14 protein-coding genes are annotated in these 16,140 nt (G+C 45.0%); 7 read left to right on the top strand and 7 right to left on the bottom strand.

Translation table 11 applies throughout. The annotated features are described in order from the left end of the window. Positions 1–11 precede the first annotated feature (11 nt). Positions 12–722, bottom strand: coding sequence for a DNA repair protein RecO (gene recO / locus FHS60_RS02235; RefSeq protein WP_183694439.1), 711 nt, complete (start codon positions 720–722; stop codon positions 12–14). Positions 723–1,141: 419 nt separating this feature from the next. On the opposite strand from recO, the gene rpsT reads away from it, so the two are divergent. The 7 genes from rpsT to FHS60_RS02200 all read left to right on the top strand — a co-directional run bounded on the left by rpsT (position 1,142) and on the right by FHS60_RS02200 (position 7,385). After that, complete coding sequence (rpsT, locus tag FHS60_RS02230; RefSeq protein WP_009347704.1) at positions 1,142–1,396, top strand: 30S ribosomal protein S20; 255 nt, start codon at positions 1,142–1,144, stop codon at positions 1,394–1,396. Positions 1,397–1,524: 128 nt separating this feature from the next. Further along, positions 1,525–1,710 carry a hypothetical protein gene (locus FHS60_RS02225; protein WP_183694436.1) on the top strand — a complete coding sequence of 62 codons (186 nt, stop codon included), beginning with the start codon at positions 1,525–1,527 and terminating at the stop codon, positions 1,708–1,710. Positions 1,711–1,802: 92 nt separating this feature from the next. Beyond that, a complete protein-coding gene (locus FHS60_RS02220; RefSeq protein ID WP_183694433.1) occupies positions 1,803–3,386 on the top strand; it encodes a THUMP domain-containing class I SAM-dependent RNA methyltransferase in 1,584 nt (527 codons plus the stop codon). Between the two features lie 250 nt (positions 3,387–3,636). Further along, the gene (locus FHS60_RS02215) at positions 3,637–5,796 is read left to right on the top strand and encodes a S9 family peptidase (protein ID WP_244957403.1); all 2,160 of its coding nucleotides are present in this window, start codon (positions 3,637–3,639) and stop codon (positions 5,794–5,796) included. A 60-nt stretch (positions 5,797–5,856) separates the two neighbouring features. Then, positions 5,857–6,237 carry a RidA family protein gene (locus tag FHS60_RS02210; RefSeq protein WP_183694430.1) on the top strand — a complete coding sequence of 127 codons (381 nt, stop codon included), beginning with the start codon at positions 5,857–5,859 and terminating at the stop codon, positions 6,235–6,237. Between the two features lie 144 nt (positions 6,238–6,381). After that, a complete protein-coding gene (locus tag FHS60_RS02205) occupies positions 6,382–6,840 on the top strand; it encodes a GAF domain-containing protein (protein WP_183694426.1) in 459 nt (152 codons plus the stop codon). Then, entirely contained in the window at positions 6,837–7,385 is a 549-nt protein-coding gene (locus FHS60_RS02200; protein WP_183694423.1) for an LOG family protein, read from the top strand. Before FHS60_RS02205 ends, FHS60_RS02200 begins: the two co-directional genes overlap by 4 nt. 1,063 nt (positions 7,386–8,448) lie before the next feature. Here the strand turns inward: FHS60_RS02200 and FHS60_RS02195 are convergent. The 6 genes from FHS60_RS02195 to FHS60_RS02170 all read right to left on the bottom strand — a co-directional run bounded on the left by FHS60_RS02195 (position 8,449) and on the right by FHS60_RS02170 (position 15,983). Next, complete coding sequence (locus FHS60_RS02195) at positions 8,449–9,054, bottom strand: hypothetical protein (protein WP_183694420.1); 606 nt, start codon at positions 9,052–9,054, stop codon at positions 8,449–8,451. Between the two features lie 322 nt (positions 9,055–9,376). After that, complete coding sequence (locus tag FHS60_RS02190; RefSeq protein ID WP_244957402.1) at positions 9,377–11,941, bottom strand: hypothetical protein; 2,565 nt, start codon at positions 11,939–11,941, stop codon at positions 9,377–9,379. Then, complete coding sequence (locus FHS60_RS02185) at positions 11,941–12,753, bottom strand: GLPGLI family protein (protein WP_183694415.1); 813 nt, start codon at positions 12,751–12,753, stop codon at positions 11,941–11,943. Before FHS60_RS02185 ends, FHS60_RS02190 begins: the two co-directional genes overlap by 1 nt. 192 nt (positions 12,754–12,945) lie before the next feature. Then, complete coding sequence (locus FHS60_RS02180; RefSeq protein ID WP_009347713.1) at positions 12,946–13,722, bottom strand: ABC transporter permease; 777 nt, start codon at positions 13,720–13,722, stop codon at positions 12,946–12,948. Beyond that, entirely contained in the window at positions 13,719–14,621 is a 903-nt protein-coding gene (locus tag FHS60_RS02175; RefSeq protein WP_013263868.1) for an ABC transporter ATP-binding protein, read from the bottom strand. The genes FHS60_RS02180 and FHS60_RS02175 overlap by 4 nt, the downstream gene beginning before the upstream one ends. Positions 14,622–14,663: 42 nt before the next feature. Further along, entirely contained in the window at positions 14,664–15,983 is a 1,320-nt protein-coding gene (locus FHS60_RS02170; protein WP_183694412.1) for an IS5 family transposase, read from the bottom strand. Between the last annotated feature and the right edge of the window lie 157 nt (positions 15,984–16,140).

The raw sequence follows: 16,140 nt of genomic DNA, 5'->3' as shown, positions 1-16,140 counted from the left end.
AGGATGAAAACCTACGCAAACACCTCCTGCAAAACTTTCAGCGATTTGAGTTCGGCAAAGTTAGGGATGTGCAGTTTGTAGTAATTATTCATGAAGCGGAGCAGCTGCGAGCGTTGTTCGCCCGAGAGTTTGAAGAGGTGCATCGTAGCCAGATTCATACGCATCAATGTAGGTAGCAGTTGCGCCTCTTCGGGCAATAGCACGTTGGGATGCAGCGGGCGCACCATAGTGAACGTTCCGCTCTCGAGGTCGAAGTAGCAGTTGGGCGATGGCGTCTCCAAATTGGGCTCGAAGCCAAAGAAGCGCGCCAGATGGAGTAGGAAAACAAGGTGGAAGTTAGCAAACGACTCTCGGCAAGTGTCCAACCATTCTATGCTGTTCCAAACATAGTCGAATAGCAGCGGTGATGCCGGTTCGCTCCGCATAGTGACGCGGAGGAATTCGGCTAAGAAAAGCGCCATCGTCGTCTTTGCCGGCTCGTAGGGAATAGTGAGCAGCGGCAGTGGTTGTGCAGTTGTGAGGCGTTTCAGTTTGTGTGCCGGTCGGTCGTCGTAGTCTATGTCGAGCCGCGCCAACGGCTGAAACCACGCCGTCCGAATCTTTGCCCGTTTGGAAGTACTGATGCGTTGCATAAAGGAAAGGCATCCGTCCTTTTCCGTGAGCAGTTCAACGATAAGGTCTTTATCGGAATATTTAATAGTGTTGAGTATGATGGCGCGCATAGGGGAAGGGAGTGTGAGATTAATGAGAGAGCAGCTCTGTTTAGGAGAGAGGTTTTCGGAGAGGGCCGGCTGGCCCGTCAAGTTCGAGAATCGAGCAAGAAGAGCCACAAGGTGAGCACCTTCTGCTTTCGCGGCAAAAATACAAAGAAAATGGTAGGTGATAGTAGCGAAAATGGGAGTAAAGGGGCGGGAGAAAGAAAAAAATCGAAAAAAGTAGGAGAAATGTTTGGTGCATTAAAAACTTTGCTGTACTTTTGCACTCGCAATTCAGCCGCGGGGCGTTCGACGATAGTCGGGAGCACTTGAAAGGCAAAGGTTGCAGGCAGGCCTATTCGTCTATCGGTTAGGACGAGAGATTTTCATTCTCTAAAGAGCAGTTCGACTCTGCTATAGGCTACAATTAAAAAGAATAATATAAAATGGCAAACCACAAATCATCTGTTAAGAGAATTCGTCAGACGGCGACTCGCAGATTGCACAACCGCTATTACGCTAAGACAATGCGTAATGCTGTTCGCAAGCTCCGCGCCACTACGGATAAAGCAGCTGCTACAGAACTTCTGCCAAAAGTACAGAAGATGCTGGACAAGCTTGCTAAGCGTAACATTATTCACAAGAAGAAAGCTGCCAACCTTAAGAGTGGCATTGCTAAACACGTGAATGCATTGGCATAAGCAACTTACGCACATAAGATAAATAAGGCTGAATCTCAATGAGGTTCAGCTTTTTTGTTTCTATATCTTTCGAGATTCAAAATTTCATTATCTTTGCAATAGTTTAATTAACTATTATCAAATCTACATTGGATAATTTTACTGAACAGTTTCAGCAAACTGTGGCGCGTCTTGCAGATGTGGGTCAGATGAAAGGTCTCTTTCATCAGCATCGGTATGGCGATGATAACTCTCACAAATATACCCTCGACATTGCTCAATGCCAGATTTCGCATCTCCCTCGAAGTGCGCACCGCTTTGGCTACCGATGTTGAGGCTCTTTATATCTGAGCATAAAAGAAAAGTTTTTTTAATCAATAAAATACATACACTTACGCTTCTAACCTCCAACAGCGAGGCTGACTTTATGGAAGAATTCGAACTCATTGCCAAAACCTTTCAAGGACTGGAAGAAGTCTTGGCTCAAGAACTCACCGAACTCGGTGCTAACGACATACAGATTGGGCGTCGTATGGTGTCGTTTTCTGGAAACAAGGAAATGCTCTATCGAGCAAACTTCTGCCTTCGCACAGCTATCCGAGTGCTCAAACCAATCAAGCATTTCAAGGCTCTTGATGCAGAAGCTGTCTACGAGGCAGTGAAGTCCATCGAATGGGCTAACTATCTCGATTTGAACACTACTTTCGCCGTCGATTCGGTGGTCTATTCTCAGGAGTTCCGCAACTCCAAGTTTGTTGCCTATAAGGTGAAGGACGCCATTGTGGACTATTTCCGCGAGAAAGAGGGCAAACGTCCGAACATTAGTGTGACAAATCCCGACATCAAGCTGAATATGCACATCGCTGAAGACCAATGTACGCTCTCGCTCGATGCGAGCGGCGAGAGTCTTCACCTGCGTGGCTATCGCGTGGCTTCTTGTGATGCTCCGATCAGCGAAGTGTTGGCTGCCGGCCTCATTAAGTTGAGTGGATGGGATATGGAAAGCGATTTGATCGACCCTTTCTGCGGTTCGGGCACTATAGCTATCGAAGCCGCTCTCATGGCGCGCAATATCTATCCCGGTATCTTCCGTAAGAGTTTCGGCTTCGAGAAATGGAAAGACTTTGACCGCGATTTGCTCGATCGTATATATAACGACGACTCGGCTGAACGTGAATTCAACCATAAGATTTACGCCTACGACATCAATCGTCCTACTCTCGAAGGGGCGATGGCCAATGCCAAACAAGCTGGTGTAAGCGATGTGGTAGAGTTCTGCCAGCAGGACTTCCGTAAGTTTACCCAACCGGAGAATAAGGCCATCATTGTGACCAACCCGCCTTATGGTGAGCGTTTGCAACCGGCCGATATTTTAGGACTGTACAAAGCCATCGGCGAACGCCTTAAGCATGAGTTCAAAGGTAACGAAGCATGGATTATCAGTAGCAAGCAGGAGCTTTTCGATAGTATTGGATTGCGTCCCAGTACGAAGATTCAGCTCTACAATGGTTCGCTGGATTGCGAGTTCCGCAAATACCAAATGTTCGACGGGAAAATCGAAAAGTTCCGCGCCGCCGGCGGAGAAATAAAAACCTCGGAGGATCGCCAGCGTAATGCTGAGCACCGCAAAGGACGCCAGTTCCGTGAGGATTTCCACCGCCGCTTCGACGACGACAGCCGCGAACAGACTGAAGAAGACCGCGAGTTTATCCAACTGCGTAACAAACACCGCGAATTTGAACGTGTCTACGGCCGCAAACACCGCGGAGAAGACGGAGAAACCGATCGCCCGCGCCGCAACTTTGGCGACCGTAAGAGTGGTAAGTTCGGCGATCGCAACAACTTTGGTGAGCGCAAGGGTGGTAAGTTTGGAGACCGTGGCAACTTTGGCGACCGCAAAGGCGGAAGATTCAACGACCGCAACGAACAAGGAGATCGTCCCAGAGGCAAAGGAGGTAAGAGCTTCGGCGGCCGTAAGAACTTCGATCGTCATTCAAATGGCGACAGATAAGAAGTGAGGCCAAGGCCATAGATAAAGGAATGATGTAGGTGTGCTTTTCTGACGCCTACTTAACTTAAAGATATACTAAAAACGGAGGATACGGAAAATCATAGCATGCTGTCTGTTGACGGACAAAGCCTATGTGCCTTTCCGCATCCTCCGTTTTTCTTTTAGCCGAAAGAGAATGTTGTGTTCCTCCTTAGGAACTTTCTTTAGCGGCTAAAAGATATGGATTAGCAGGGAAATAACCCCAACGACTATGATAACAATATTGAACAAAATGAAGCGCATGGGGCTCGTGGCCTTAGCGCTACTTTGCACCATGAGTATGCAAGCTCAAAACAAGAAAAGTTTTACGCTCGACGACCTTATGTGGGGCGGCGATAACTACTGGAACATCATGCCCCGCAGTATCTACACGAGCTGGTGGGGTAACCAACTCGTAGAGCTCGATGCGGAATCTGTCCGCTTGTACGGCGCAACGAAGCCGCTCTTTACGACGGCTGAGATTCAACCCCTCCTTTCCGACACAACAAAGGGAAAAGGACTCACGGCTTACCATGCGTCTTTCCCCGATGCTAAGAAAACGGAAGTGCTACTCCGCACCTCTGATACGAATTTCCTTTACAACTGGAAGACGAAAAAGATTGTTTGGCAAGCATCCCGCGAGCGTGGTATCGGTCATGTGGAATTCAACGCGACATCTCGCAGCGAAGCCTACACAAAAGGCTATAACCTCTACCTCCGCACCGCCGATGGTCGCCTGCATACGATCAGCACCGATGGTTCGCGAGAGTTGCTCTATGGTACGAGCGTACACCGCGATGAATTCGGTTATTCCAAGGGTACGTTCTTCAGCCCCAGCGGAAAACTCCTGGCTTTCACGCGTATGGATCAAAGTATGGTGGCCGACTATCCGCAGGTGGACATTTCGCAACGTATAGCAGCGTATGAGCCCGATAAGTACCCCATGGCCGGTATGACCAGTCATAAAGTGACCATTGGTATTTTCAATCCCGCAACGGATAAGACTGTTTATCTGCAAGCCGGAGATCCCACCAATCGCTACTTCACCAATCCGAGCTGGGCTCCCGACGAGAAAACGATTTATCTCATCGAGATGCCGCGTACTCAAGACAAGGCAGAACTCGTGGCTTACGATGTGCAGACAGGTGCTCGCAAAGGCGTGCTCTATACGGAGACGAACGAGAAATACGTTCATCCAGTGCACGGTATCACCTTCCTGCCCTGGGACAATAGCAAATTTATCTACCAAAGCGAGAAGGACGGCTACAACCATCTCTATCTCTTCGATACCGACGGCCGTCAAATCAAGCAGCTCACACAAGGTAACTGGGTGGTGCTTAATCTCGCCGGTTTCAACACAAAGACTAAGAGCGTTATCATCAAATCTACCGAGTCGTCGCCCATTCGTCACAACTATTACAGCGTGAACGTTGAAACGGGCAAGCGCACCTTGCTGGACAACGGTGTGGGCGTGCACAACGCCACGCTCTCTCCCGACGGTCAATACCTTATCGACCGCTGGAGTTCGCCCAAGACTTTCCGCCAATACGATATTCTCTCCACTACGGGGCAGAAGGCGAAGAAACTGCATACCGATGATACGCCCTGGAAGGAGTATAACGTGCCCGAGATTTCGGGAGGTTCTATCAAGGTTGCCGATGGCACTACCGACCTCTACTATCGCATGGTGAAACCCGTAGGCTTCGACCCCACGAAGAAGTATCCCACGGTGGTTTATGTCTATGGTGGTCCTGGCGTGCGTAATGTGGAAGAATCGTGGAATTATACCGCTCGTCCGTGGGAAATCTATATGGCTCAGAAAGGTTATCTGCTCTTCGTGCTCGATAATCGTGGCTCTTCAGAGCGCGGTTTTGCCTTTGAAACGGCCACTTGGCGCCATCTCGGCACAGAAGAAATGAAGGACCAGATCAAAGGCGTTGATTTCCTCAAGTCGCTACCCTACGTTGATGCCAATCGCATAGGCGTGCACGGTTGGAGCTTCGGTGGATTTATGACTACCAATCTCATCTGCTCTTATCCCGATGTGTTCAAGGTGGCTGTGGCTGGCGGCCCTGTCATCGATTGGAAATACTACGAAGTGATGTACGGCGAACGCTATATGGGAACGCCTGAAAACAACCCCGAGGGCTACAAAGAAGCAAGCCTGCTCAATAAGGCTAAGAACCTCAAAGGTCGCCTTCAGATTATCATTGGCAACAACGACCCTGTTTGCGTGCCGCAGCACTCCCTCGCGTTCCTCCGCGCTTGTGAAGATGCTGGAACACAGCCCGACTTTTTCACTTATCCCGGTCAAGGCCACAACATGATGGGTAAGGATATGATTCATCTCCACGAACGTATCACACGCTATTTCGAAGACTATCTAAAATAATCATCATAGGTCTCGTTTCGGAACTCTGTTCTGCGGCGATACCTCTTAAATTCTTTCTTTATGAAAACCCAGATTACATCCTCCAAAGCTCCCGCAGCCATCGGCCCTTATAGCCAAGCCATCGCTGCTAATGGTTTCTTGTTCATCAGCGGGCAGTTGCCCATCGATCCCGCTACGGGCAATTTTGTCGAAGGCGGCATTCGCGAACTGACACGCCAAAGTTTGGAAAATGTGAAAAGTATCTTGGCCGAAGCCGGACTGACCCTTGCCGATGTTGTTAAGACCACGGTGTTCTTAGCCGATATGAGCGATTTCGCAGCTATGAACGAGGTCTACGCAGAATACTTCACCGCACCAGCTCCTGCCCGCAGTGCTGTGGCTGTTAAGACACTACCCAAAGGCGGATTGGTGGAGATTGAGGTTATCGCTGCTTGTCGATAAACAACAGGCCGCCGACCGAAAATTACTTAAAGGTGCGAAGTTAGTGAGAGGGGAAAACGTTTGTTTTCTTAGCTTTCACTAACTTCGCACTTATTGTGTCAATGCTTTGAACCCACGTTCGGTTCAAAGCAATAAAAAGGAAGTATGGAACAAAAATACAATGATGTCATCAGCGCAGTGCGTGCTCTCATTTCGGGCGAAAAGGAAGAAATGAGCGTATTGGCCAATGTGGCTGCTGAGTTGCACGATTCGATGGGCTATTTCTGGGTAGGTTTTTATTTGGTGCGCGAGGGCGAACTCCGTTTAGGTCCTTTCCAAGGTCCTGTGGCCTGCTATCGCATCCGCCATGGACGCGGCGTTTGCGGTACGGCGTGGGAGCAGGCAAAGACCCTGATTGTGCCCGATGTTGAGGCCTTCCCCGGCCACATAGCTTGTAGCAGTCTTTCGCGGTCGGAAATCGTCGTTCCGCTGCGCAATGCCAAGGGCGAAGTAGTCGGCGTGCTCGACATCGATAGTAAAGAACTCAACGCCTTCACACCTGCCGAAGGCGAGATGCTGGAACAAGTTTGTGCAGCTATAACCGAAACGCTATATTCTGAATGATGAAGTACGAAAAAATAGGCGTGTTTCTCTCGGCCAATAGTCAGGTTGACGACATTTGCCACCAAGCCGTGAGCGAAGTGGGAGAATGGATTGGTAGGACCCGCCGCACCCTCATTTATGGCGGTGCAAAGAAAGGCCTCATGGAGGAATTGGCACAGGCCACAAAGCAAAATGGCGGGCGCATCTTTGGCGTTGTTCCCGAAATAGTGGTCAATAGGAATTTAGTGAGCGAAACGCTGGATGTCACCATCCGAACGGTGGATTTAGCCGACAGAAAGAGCATCATCATAGAGAAGAGTGATATTCTCTTGGCCCTCCCTGGCGGCGTGGGCACACTCGATGAGGTTTTCACGGCACTTTCCATGGCCTCCATAGGCTATCCCAGCAAACGCGTAGTACTCTATAATCCCCATGGCTTTTGGAACTCTCTGCTGGACCTCTTAGCGGATCTCCACCATAAAGGAATGCTCCGCGATCGTCCTCAAGACTTGCTCTCCGTGGTAGAAAATCTCGAAGATTTGCAACATTTGTTAGACGGAGAATAAGGGAATCTATCATAGCCTCTATGCAGAAACCTCAAGAAATTTATCTGCGCAAGTCAATCATATAGGTGAGCGTAAATATCCTTATTGCGTTTAGAAATACAATAAGGCTGTCAGTTCACATCCTTATTGCGTCAGCCGACGCCCTTATTGTATTTCTAAATAGAATAAGGAAAATTGAGTACGAAGGAGGTAGGCTCTTCTCTGTAAGTTGTTTTTTGTTGTCACATCGTCACGTTGTCACACTTTGAATATAACCGCTTGAGTACCTATCTATTACGAGCGTGACGACGCGTGACAACAGTGTGACAACAAAAAAAGTTGTTGTCACGCGCATAAGCTCCTCTCTATCAGCATATTCGCCTCCTCCGTGACAGTGTGACAACAAAAAATGAGTTTTTTCTATAGGAGGAGAGAGGGAGAATACTCCCTCTACGCTTTCAGTGCGACACCGCTGGTGTCGGAGGTTAGTGTGGCTTTCTGTCCACGGGTTCATCCTCACTCCGCTCGGGCATCACCCGCGGTTAAGCATGGTGCGCCTCCGCTGGAGGCGTAAGTTGGTTATGCTTTACTGCGGGGGTAATGGTACTGGGGAGTGGCAGTGGTGCAGCAGATAGTGTACAGACTTCATTCGATGTGTGGCAGTGGTGATGGCGCAGGGATGGAGAAGTAGTCTCCGATGGTGTACAGACTTCTTTCGATGTGTGTGGGTGAGTTATTAGGGGCGAATTCCTGCGTTTTGATATGCTGGGGGATGAGGCCGGCGGCAGTGAGTGGACCGACTGTCCCCGGCGGGGACACACTATGCTTAACCGCGGGTGATGCCCGAAGGGTGAACCCGTGGGTAGTGTGCTCCCCCTCCCTTCCGACACCGACGGTGTCGCACAGCATCCACTCAGCAAGCCTTAAAGTGTCACTAACTCATCGCATGGTCCCTATATATTAAATCTTTGCTTAATTGTCAGAAGCTTCACCAAAACTGTATTTGGTGAAGCTTCTGAAGTTTTTTTGCAATGTTTTCTGGAGGGGATGCAGAGATTCAATAAAGGAATTGCTTTGCCGTGTTTTATTTGTTCACTGCGCCACCATCTTCCCAGTAGTAGATATTGGCACTTACCGCCACTTTCTTTTTCGCGGGGAAGGCAGAAACGCATACACCGGCATAGATGGTTGGGCGGCCTTCTATCTTGGGCAAGCGATAGCATTTCACATCTGAACGATAGATGGCGGAACATATACCTACCATGCGGCGACATTTCTCTTTGGTATGTTCGATATACTCTTCTTCTGAAATTTCTTGCCAGTCTTTAGGAATTTCATTCCACATAAACCCCTCTGTTTCTTCAATAGTGGGATACTCTCTGTACACATGAAATTTGATATTATCGATTCGAAAACCTGATTTTCCCGTTGTGTACTCCATTGAGGTTTCGGCATTCTTTTTTGTGACAAAATAGTATGCTCGCGCACTTTGATGTTCCCAAATATCCACACAGCCTCGACGGGCTTCCGTAGTATCTACTTCTTGTACGCGCATACCGAAAGCATTGAAGTAGGGTTGGATAAAGAACGGGCCAGTGAGTAGCGGGTCTTGCTTCTTAGGTTTGTCTGCATAGGCGGTAAACATCACTGTGCTTAAAAGTAGGAGCAGAAGTGTTTTAGTAATCTTCATTTTGTCGTTATCTTTTAATTGTGTTATGTGAGGTTATTTGATAGATAATGTAGATTGTGACATAACGAGGGTAGAAAGTAACATCATGTTCTGATGCGACCTTAAGCATTGACACTATACTATGTTTGGAGATTTGACTCAGGAGGTCGAAGGTGTCGAAGTGGGCAGAAGAACTGTGAGATGGTAGCATAAAGGAAGATGTCGGTCATTTTTGAATCTATTCTGCTATGGTTCTACCATATCTACATATCAATTCATTCTCTCTGTATGCCCGCAGTTTGATACTAACAGGCGATCCTTCTTGCCTCTAATAATCTTTAGATTAAAGATTAAAGCGTGCCGTTAGCATGATGCTTCGGGGGCGCAGTTGATATATCTCAAAATATTGGGTTAATTGAGTATCAGATCGAGATATAAAAGTATGTGTATTAAATATATTGTTGCCCTCTAAAATAAATTCGATCTTCCGTTTTGTTCGGTATATGAGGGAACAATTCAAAAAAGCATAATCCGTTTTTTCCTGAAGACCGGAATTGTGCGTATGGCGTGCCGTTATGTTCATCAGCAGACTTTTGCGAATGAGCGACAGATTTAGATTCAGGCTTTGTTCGAGTGTGCGGATTTTGTGAGCATAATCACCAGACACTGACCGCGAGAACGCATAGCTACAATCGTAACTGATGCGGAAATTCTGGAGGATATCGGCAGAGGTGTTAACGTTAAAGGAAAAGTTATTGCTGTGATAATCTGTTTTAACGGCCTGGCGCAGAATACTGCCATAATGGTGGGAATAATTGGCGGTAATATCTATGCGTGCCTTTTTCCAATCGAATCCCTTGCTGACATTTCCTGTTGTAGAGTAACTATCGTCATGATGAGGCATATATTCAGCTTGCATAATGGTGCGGGCATCATTATCAATGGTTGTCCCATATATTACATCGCTCCATGAGCGAGAGGCTTTCCCTTGTATGTAAACAAAGAGGCTATTCATAATGTCCTTGAAACTGAGTTTAGAACTTACTGAACCCATATGACTGTCTGAAATACTGGGCAAGTAGCGACTTGTGGTGCGGTAGTTACTCATGATATAGGTCGAAATGAGCTGTGGCCATGAAGTTGGTTGCACGCCATAAGAGCCTCCGCTTGCGATTGTCCAGCTGTCATTGATTTTCCACTGCAGGTTAAACAATGGTGTGAAACATAACCGTGTGCGGTGGGTCTCATCCTTTATTTGGGTATGAGTCAGTGCGAGTGGGAGGCGAAAAGAGAGTCTGAAGTCGTTGTTTACATACTTCAATGTGGCGCTCGCATTGACTCCTGCCCGCAAATAGTGCATATCGCCATTGTCGGGCGAAATAGCACTTTGCAGTAAAGGCTTCATACCTACATAATTGAGTTTTAGGGCAGCAGTGGGAACTATACTCCAGCGATGTTTCCTAAGATCTTTTATCAGAGAGAACTCGTTGACTGTACTTACTCTTGTGAGGTCAATATCTTGGCGAGCATCAAGACCTCCGCAAACTGTGAGCGATTGCGCATTGGTTTGTGCGCTGTTGTAGCTTGTTATTTCAACACCGTTACCGCCTTCGGTGCGGTGTACCCAACGAGTATAGTTGGATACCCCAATATTGCGATTGAAGGCGTGTTGTTGCATTTCCTTTGTGTTCGACACAACGGCACCGTTGGCATCTCTCCATTGCCCAGACAAGTCAAGCGTATTGGAGAGGTAGTTCCTTTGGGCATTGTTCTCATATGATAGTCGTACGAAAGAATTATTAGTGGTGAGATGGGAGGAAATGTCTTCACTAACGACACGAAAATTACTGCCAGGGAGCAGATAAGTGGTTTGTGAATAAGATTCTTGTTTCTGTATGTCGTGATTATAGGTGAGGCTGTAGTGGAGTTGTGCCGTTTTACTCAAGCGATTGAGATTGCTGGAATGAAAAGCATGTTCGTTGTTCCAGAGAGTGGACCCTACGGGCGATGTACCTGGGTAGATAATATCTGTCAGGGTAATTGTTCCTAATCTACTACTTCCATAGTGTTGTAACATGCGGTCGGCTCCCTTTCCTGTATTGTCTGCGCCATAATAGATAATATGTTGTCGTTGCTTGCCAAAATACATAGCATTCCCTTCGCAGTTCCACAGCATTCCGTTGTCATAGCCTACTCCAAGCGCAACAGCCTTTGTCCATATTCCCTTAGACTTGGTCTTCAGCTTGAGGTTGATAGATGCCGCATCGGGTCGTATCTGATCTTGCAGAGACTTGATGTGCTCGTGGTTTTCGAGCACTTGCACCGTGGCCACATCCTCTGCTTTTAGTGCATCAGTAATAATATTATAGCGCCCTTGCAGCATGTCCATGTCTTCTACATAAAAATTATTGATGGGAGTTCCCTGATATTTTATTGTTCCGCCCTCAATTGTTATGCCAGGCAGTTGCTTCAGCACATCCCTTATAGTGCGGTCGTAATTAGTCATATAGGATGCGACCAGATAGTTAATCGTATCACGACTTCCCCATAGCTTTTGGGCTTTTACATTAGCCTCACGCAATGTAATGCTGGTTTCTTCGGCAGTAAAATCAAGGGACTGGCTGACGGCCTTTACCTTCCGTATCTTCCGTTTTACATTAAAACCAGAAAGGCGAACTAAGATATTGTTAGCTTCAGTGGTGAAATGCAAGTTGTAGTTTCCCTCGTCATCTGTTATGCAGTAAGCTATCAGCGAAGAGTCTGTCGGGTGGAGTGCTGCTACAATGGCATAGGCAGCATCGCCGTTTGCATAAGACACACGACCTGTAACGCGAATGGAGTCTGATAGGGCAGCCCACGAGGCAGTAGCAAGTGTAAAATAGAGCAAAATAAAGATGACTTTTCTCATCATTCCAATTCTATAGGATAATAGGGTTGTTCTTCATTTTCCATGCCATCGCCCAGACGATAGTTAATGCCATAGTCGGCTGCGTAAGCACCATGGTTTTTATGCAATAAGGTTTCCATTTTGAGAGCACGACTACGTTTGATGCTACGTATCTTTTCATCGAACATCTCGATATTTTTTTCCCCCTTTATCTGACTAATACCATTGACTGTGAAGTGGAACTCGTTCTTAACGTCTGCCACTTCAAGAATGAGTCCAGGCAACCCATGGAACTTCCATGGGCCACAGCTCAGTGGGATATCAGCTGTAAACCAAGCCTCATAGTCACGTCCTCTAAACGTGGTTGTGGCACATTGACAGTTGTAGCCCATAATGACTTTAGACTTGGAGAGTATTTTCCACTTGAAGTCCGGAATGTCCTCAACATATTGAAACACGCCTGCGGCATCTAAATTGACGACCTGAGTCAACTCTCCCACTTTTGGATATGCCATAAACGTTTCGCCCACCAAAGCATGAACATTAAAAAGAGTGACTCTCCATCTGTTTTTGCTGCGTTGCATGACGAATTGGTCTATCAGCTTATGATGTTCCTCTACAACATAGCTATGTACCATTCCTTTTCCGATCTCAAGTAGCAATGTTGATTTCTCACGCCAATCACTTTCACCTACTTGTTGGGAATAATCGCATAATTGATCCAGCTCGTAACTTACCTCAACTTCAATGGGGGCGAGCGGCTTCATCTTCACCTCCTGTGCGGGGGCTAACATGGCGATAAACGCCAAGACTATTGACATTATTATTCTCATACTTCTTTATTTTAGCAATTTTACAATACTCGAATCGATGTGGCGAATTTCTCGTTCCGTATCGATAAGGTGATTTATTTATCGATTTCTATATATTGACAATTATCTCTATCTTCTTCGGGTTAATTGTACTTTGATGTGAAATACTTTAGATCATACCTTTGGTGCCTTTTACAAAGTAGGTGTTGCTAACTATTTTTTCCTTATAAACACAAAAAATGAAATAATGATAAAGAATAGCACACAGGATATGTTTAAGTATTCGCCTTTCGAAAAGTCTATTATTCCACTATAAAAACTATAGTTTAATCTCCACACTGTACCATAGGGTATAAGATAGATATAATCTTTATTTTGAGCAATAACCCCAAAGATCGTCATGAAACCAGCAAACCCGATAGGTAAGACAAAACTCTTAAAGATCAAACTAAGATAATATTGCATAATTGAAACAGCAGAAAGTGCTATAAACAAATATGAGAAATAAAAAGCTGTTAGGTTATTAACATTATAACTGGAAAATTCATATCCAGGTAATAACTTATCCAGAGCAAAACCAGACAGAAGGAAAGCAAGATAACCTATGAGGAAAGAAATAAAGTTAATCTCTAAAAGGAAGACCATTTTGCTCGAATAAATTGTCAGCTTGCTAATTGGTCTTGTAAAAAGAAGTCTAAATCCATAATTCTTATATTCTACATCGCATAAAGAATAACTCAAAATGGCTGCAAGAATTGGATAAAGCAGAGCATAGAAGTCGAAGATGTATCTACCCAATACCCATACCCAAGGATTATAATCAAAAGTTATTGTTGGATTATTGACAGCATCAGCATGTTTAAACAAAACATATATATCAATGCATAAAGTCATGAACAAAGGAAATAACAAGAAGAGCCAAATGGCAATATTAAATCTTAATTTATAGTGTTCACTTTTAAGAATAGTAAAGAACGATATAGGTTTCATAAGTCGGTTTTTATTAGATGAAGGAATACAGACTCCAAATTTTCTTGGTATGTATCTGCAAATAAAATTTGAATGTGGTTTTGTTGCATTAATTTTTTAAAACTGTCAAAGGAACCATCTTGCTCTATTTCTATAATAAGCGTTCCATCAGAGATCCTTTTTGTGGGAATCAAGTGTTCTTTACATATCTTCATGCATCGTTCCGGTTGGTCCGTATGTATTAAATAAGATTGCTTTTTCTGATTGAGTAGACTATTAATTTCTCCTTGAAACAATAATCTTTTATTATTTAATATTCCGATGTGTGTGCATATTTTCTCCATTTCAGCTAAGATATGTCCTGAAATGAAAATAGTTTTTCCTTTACTTTTAAGTTTGAGCATTAGCTCTCTCATTTCAAAAACACCTTGAGGATCTAGTCCATTGAGTGGTTCGTCAAGAATGAGTAATTTAGGATTATGAAACATTGCCATCGCAATTCCCAAGCGTTGTTTCATTCCTGTAGAATATTTTCTAACTTTTTTGTCTTTATCTTTAGTCAAATTCACAAGCTCTAGAACCTCTTGAATGCGTTTTTGTCCACAATGATATAGTATATCCAAATAGTTTAGATTCTCATAGGCACTCAAATCTGCATAGAAGAATGGATGTTCAATCAAGCATCCTATATTTTGAAGGATATGCAATCTGTTGGAATGAAATTCTTTTTTATTGAAAAATACCGTATTTATTTTAGTTTGCTCCAATCCTAAAAGAATCTTTATCGTTGTTGATTTACCCTCTCCATTCTTGCCTAAGTATCCATAAATGGAACCTTCTGGAATCTTCAAGTTAATGTCTTCTAATACAGAATGATTTCTGTAGTTAAAAGTGAGATGGTTAGTTTCAAGTATATTCATAATTAACACTTTCTTTTAAAATTATTCGTATTTAGTCATCGCTTAAAAAGCGTTGCTAAGTGAGAAGTCATTCATGGATGCCCTCTCGCTTAGCATTTCGCTTATTCTTTTGAGCAGGTTCAAAAGAGCTCTCATGGCTCTTTTGACGTTGTAAGCAGCGGCTGCCAATAGTATGTTCACAGCATCCCCTGCTAATCCCTTGTAAAAGTTGCGACCTAAGCGATGATCTGATTTCATGTGTCCGATGGTGGGTTCTATGCCTGCTCGCTTGCAGAATAGTTTGTGTTTCTTCCGCTTCTGATACCTGCTGTCTGAGGGTTTGGGAACATCTGGTATTAAAATCTGAGTGCCATTAACCTCTTTCTTCCCCCGATAACCCCTGTCGCCTGCCAGTATTTTGATCTTTCTCTGTGTCAGGCGTTCAACTTGTGCTAACGAGGCTTCTATCGTATGTCCATCATACTCATTACGAAGAGATTGTGCGCCAAGAATAATCCCCGTAGCCGAGCGGATGATGGATACCTTGTTGCCAAATTCGTACTTCTTATGTTCTTTACCCTTGCTGATGCATTGCACCTCTGGCTCGTGAATAGAATAAATCTTTTTCCCACTATGACGCCGTTGGGCTAGAATCGCCTCAAATCTCTCAATCAGCTCAGTGTAAAGAGAATGCACTCCTAGATTGCGCTTGAGCTCTCGGACTAATCGCCCTGCTATGGTGCGCAATTTCCTATCTGCTCTAACTGCTTTTTGGCGATTCTTGGGATGATTGCGGAAACGCAGGTCTCGATAAATGCGCTTGAGAACAAAAGTATAGCTTTGGCGAAGTGGTAACTCTAATTTGTGGACGATGTACAGAACCTTATGGACAATCTTTTTATGCAACTTGGCATCTGTAGGGTAAGTGATATTCTTCTCTTGAACGGTCGAATCAATAAAAGCCGTGTCATGATGATGCCCATCATCTTCTTCGTTATTGACCCGAATGCTTTCTTGGAAAATGAGTTCTACACCCTTTTCTCCAATGCGATTGCGAAAGTGTACCAATTCAGAAGAAGCACAGGGTGCATTTGGAATGAACTCTTGCATACCACAAAAGTATTGGTAATAAGCATTTTCACTCCATTGCTCCACAACGGATTCATCTGAGAGATTACGAAGGTGTTTGAGAATCAACAAGCCACACATCAGACGAATGGGTTTAGCAGGGCGACCATTATTCTGAGAATACAGAGGAGCGAAGGCTGTGTCAAATTTTGCCCAATCTATCTTATCGGCTAGTTTGTAGAGGGGGTGCGATTGGTTCAGCATGTCGGATAGACTGCTGAAGAATGATGGGGTGCTATGAGGCTTTGTAATCATAAAATCTGCAAGTTTTGTTCCCGAAAGATAACAAAACTTGCAGATTTGGCAAAGGATTTAGAGAGGTATTTTACTGAATTACAGAGATTAAACTACTATTTAAGGTTCGACTAACTATATGTTAGTTATTTATTAAAAATCACAAGCATGGTTCATT

It is taken from the genome of Alloprevotella rava, from assembly GCF_014195585.1.
GTDB classification, from domain to species: domain Bacteria; phylum Bacteroidota; class Bacteroidia; order Bacteroidales; family Bacteroidaceae; genus Alloprevotella; species Alloprevotella rava.
The sequence above is the reverse complement of the archived record's forward strand: the minus strand, read 5'-3'. Positions and strand labels throughout refer to the sequence as shown.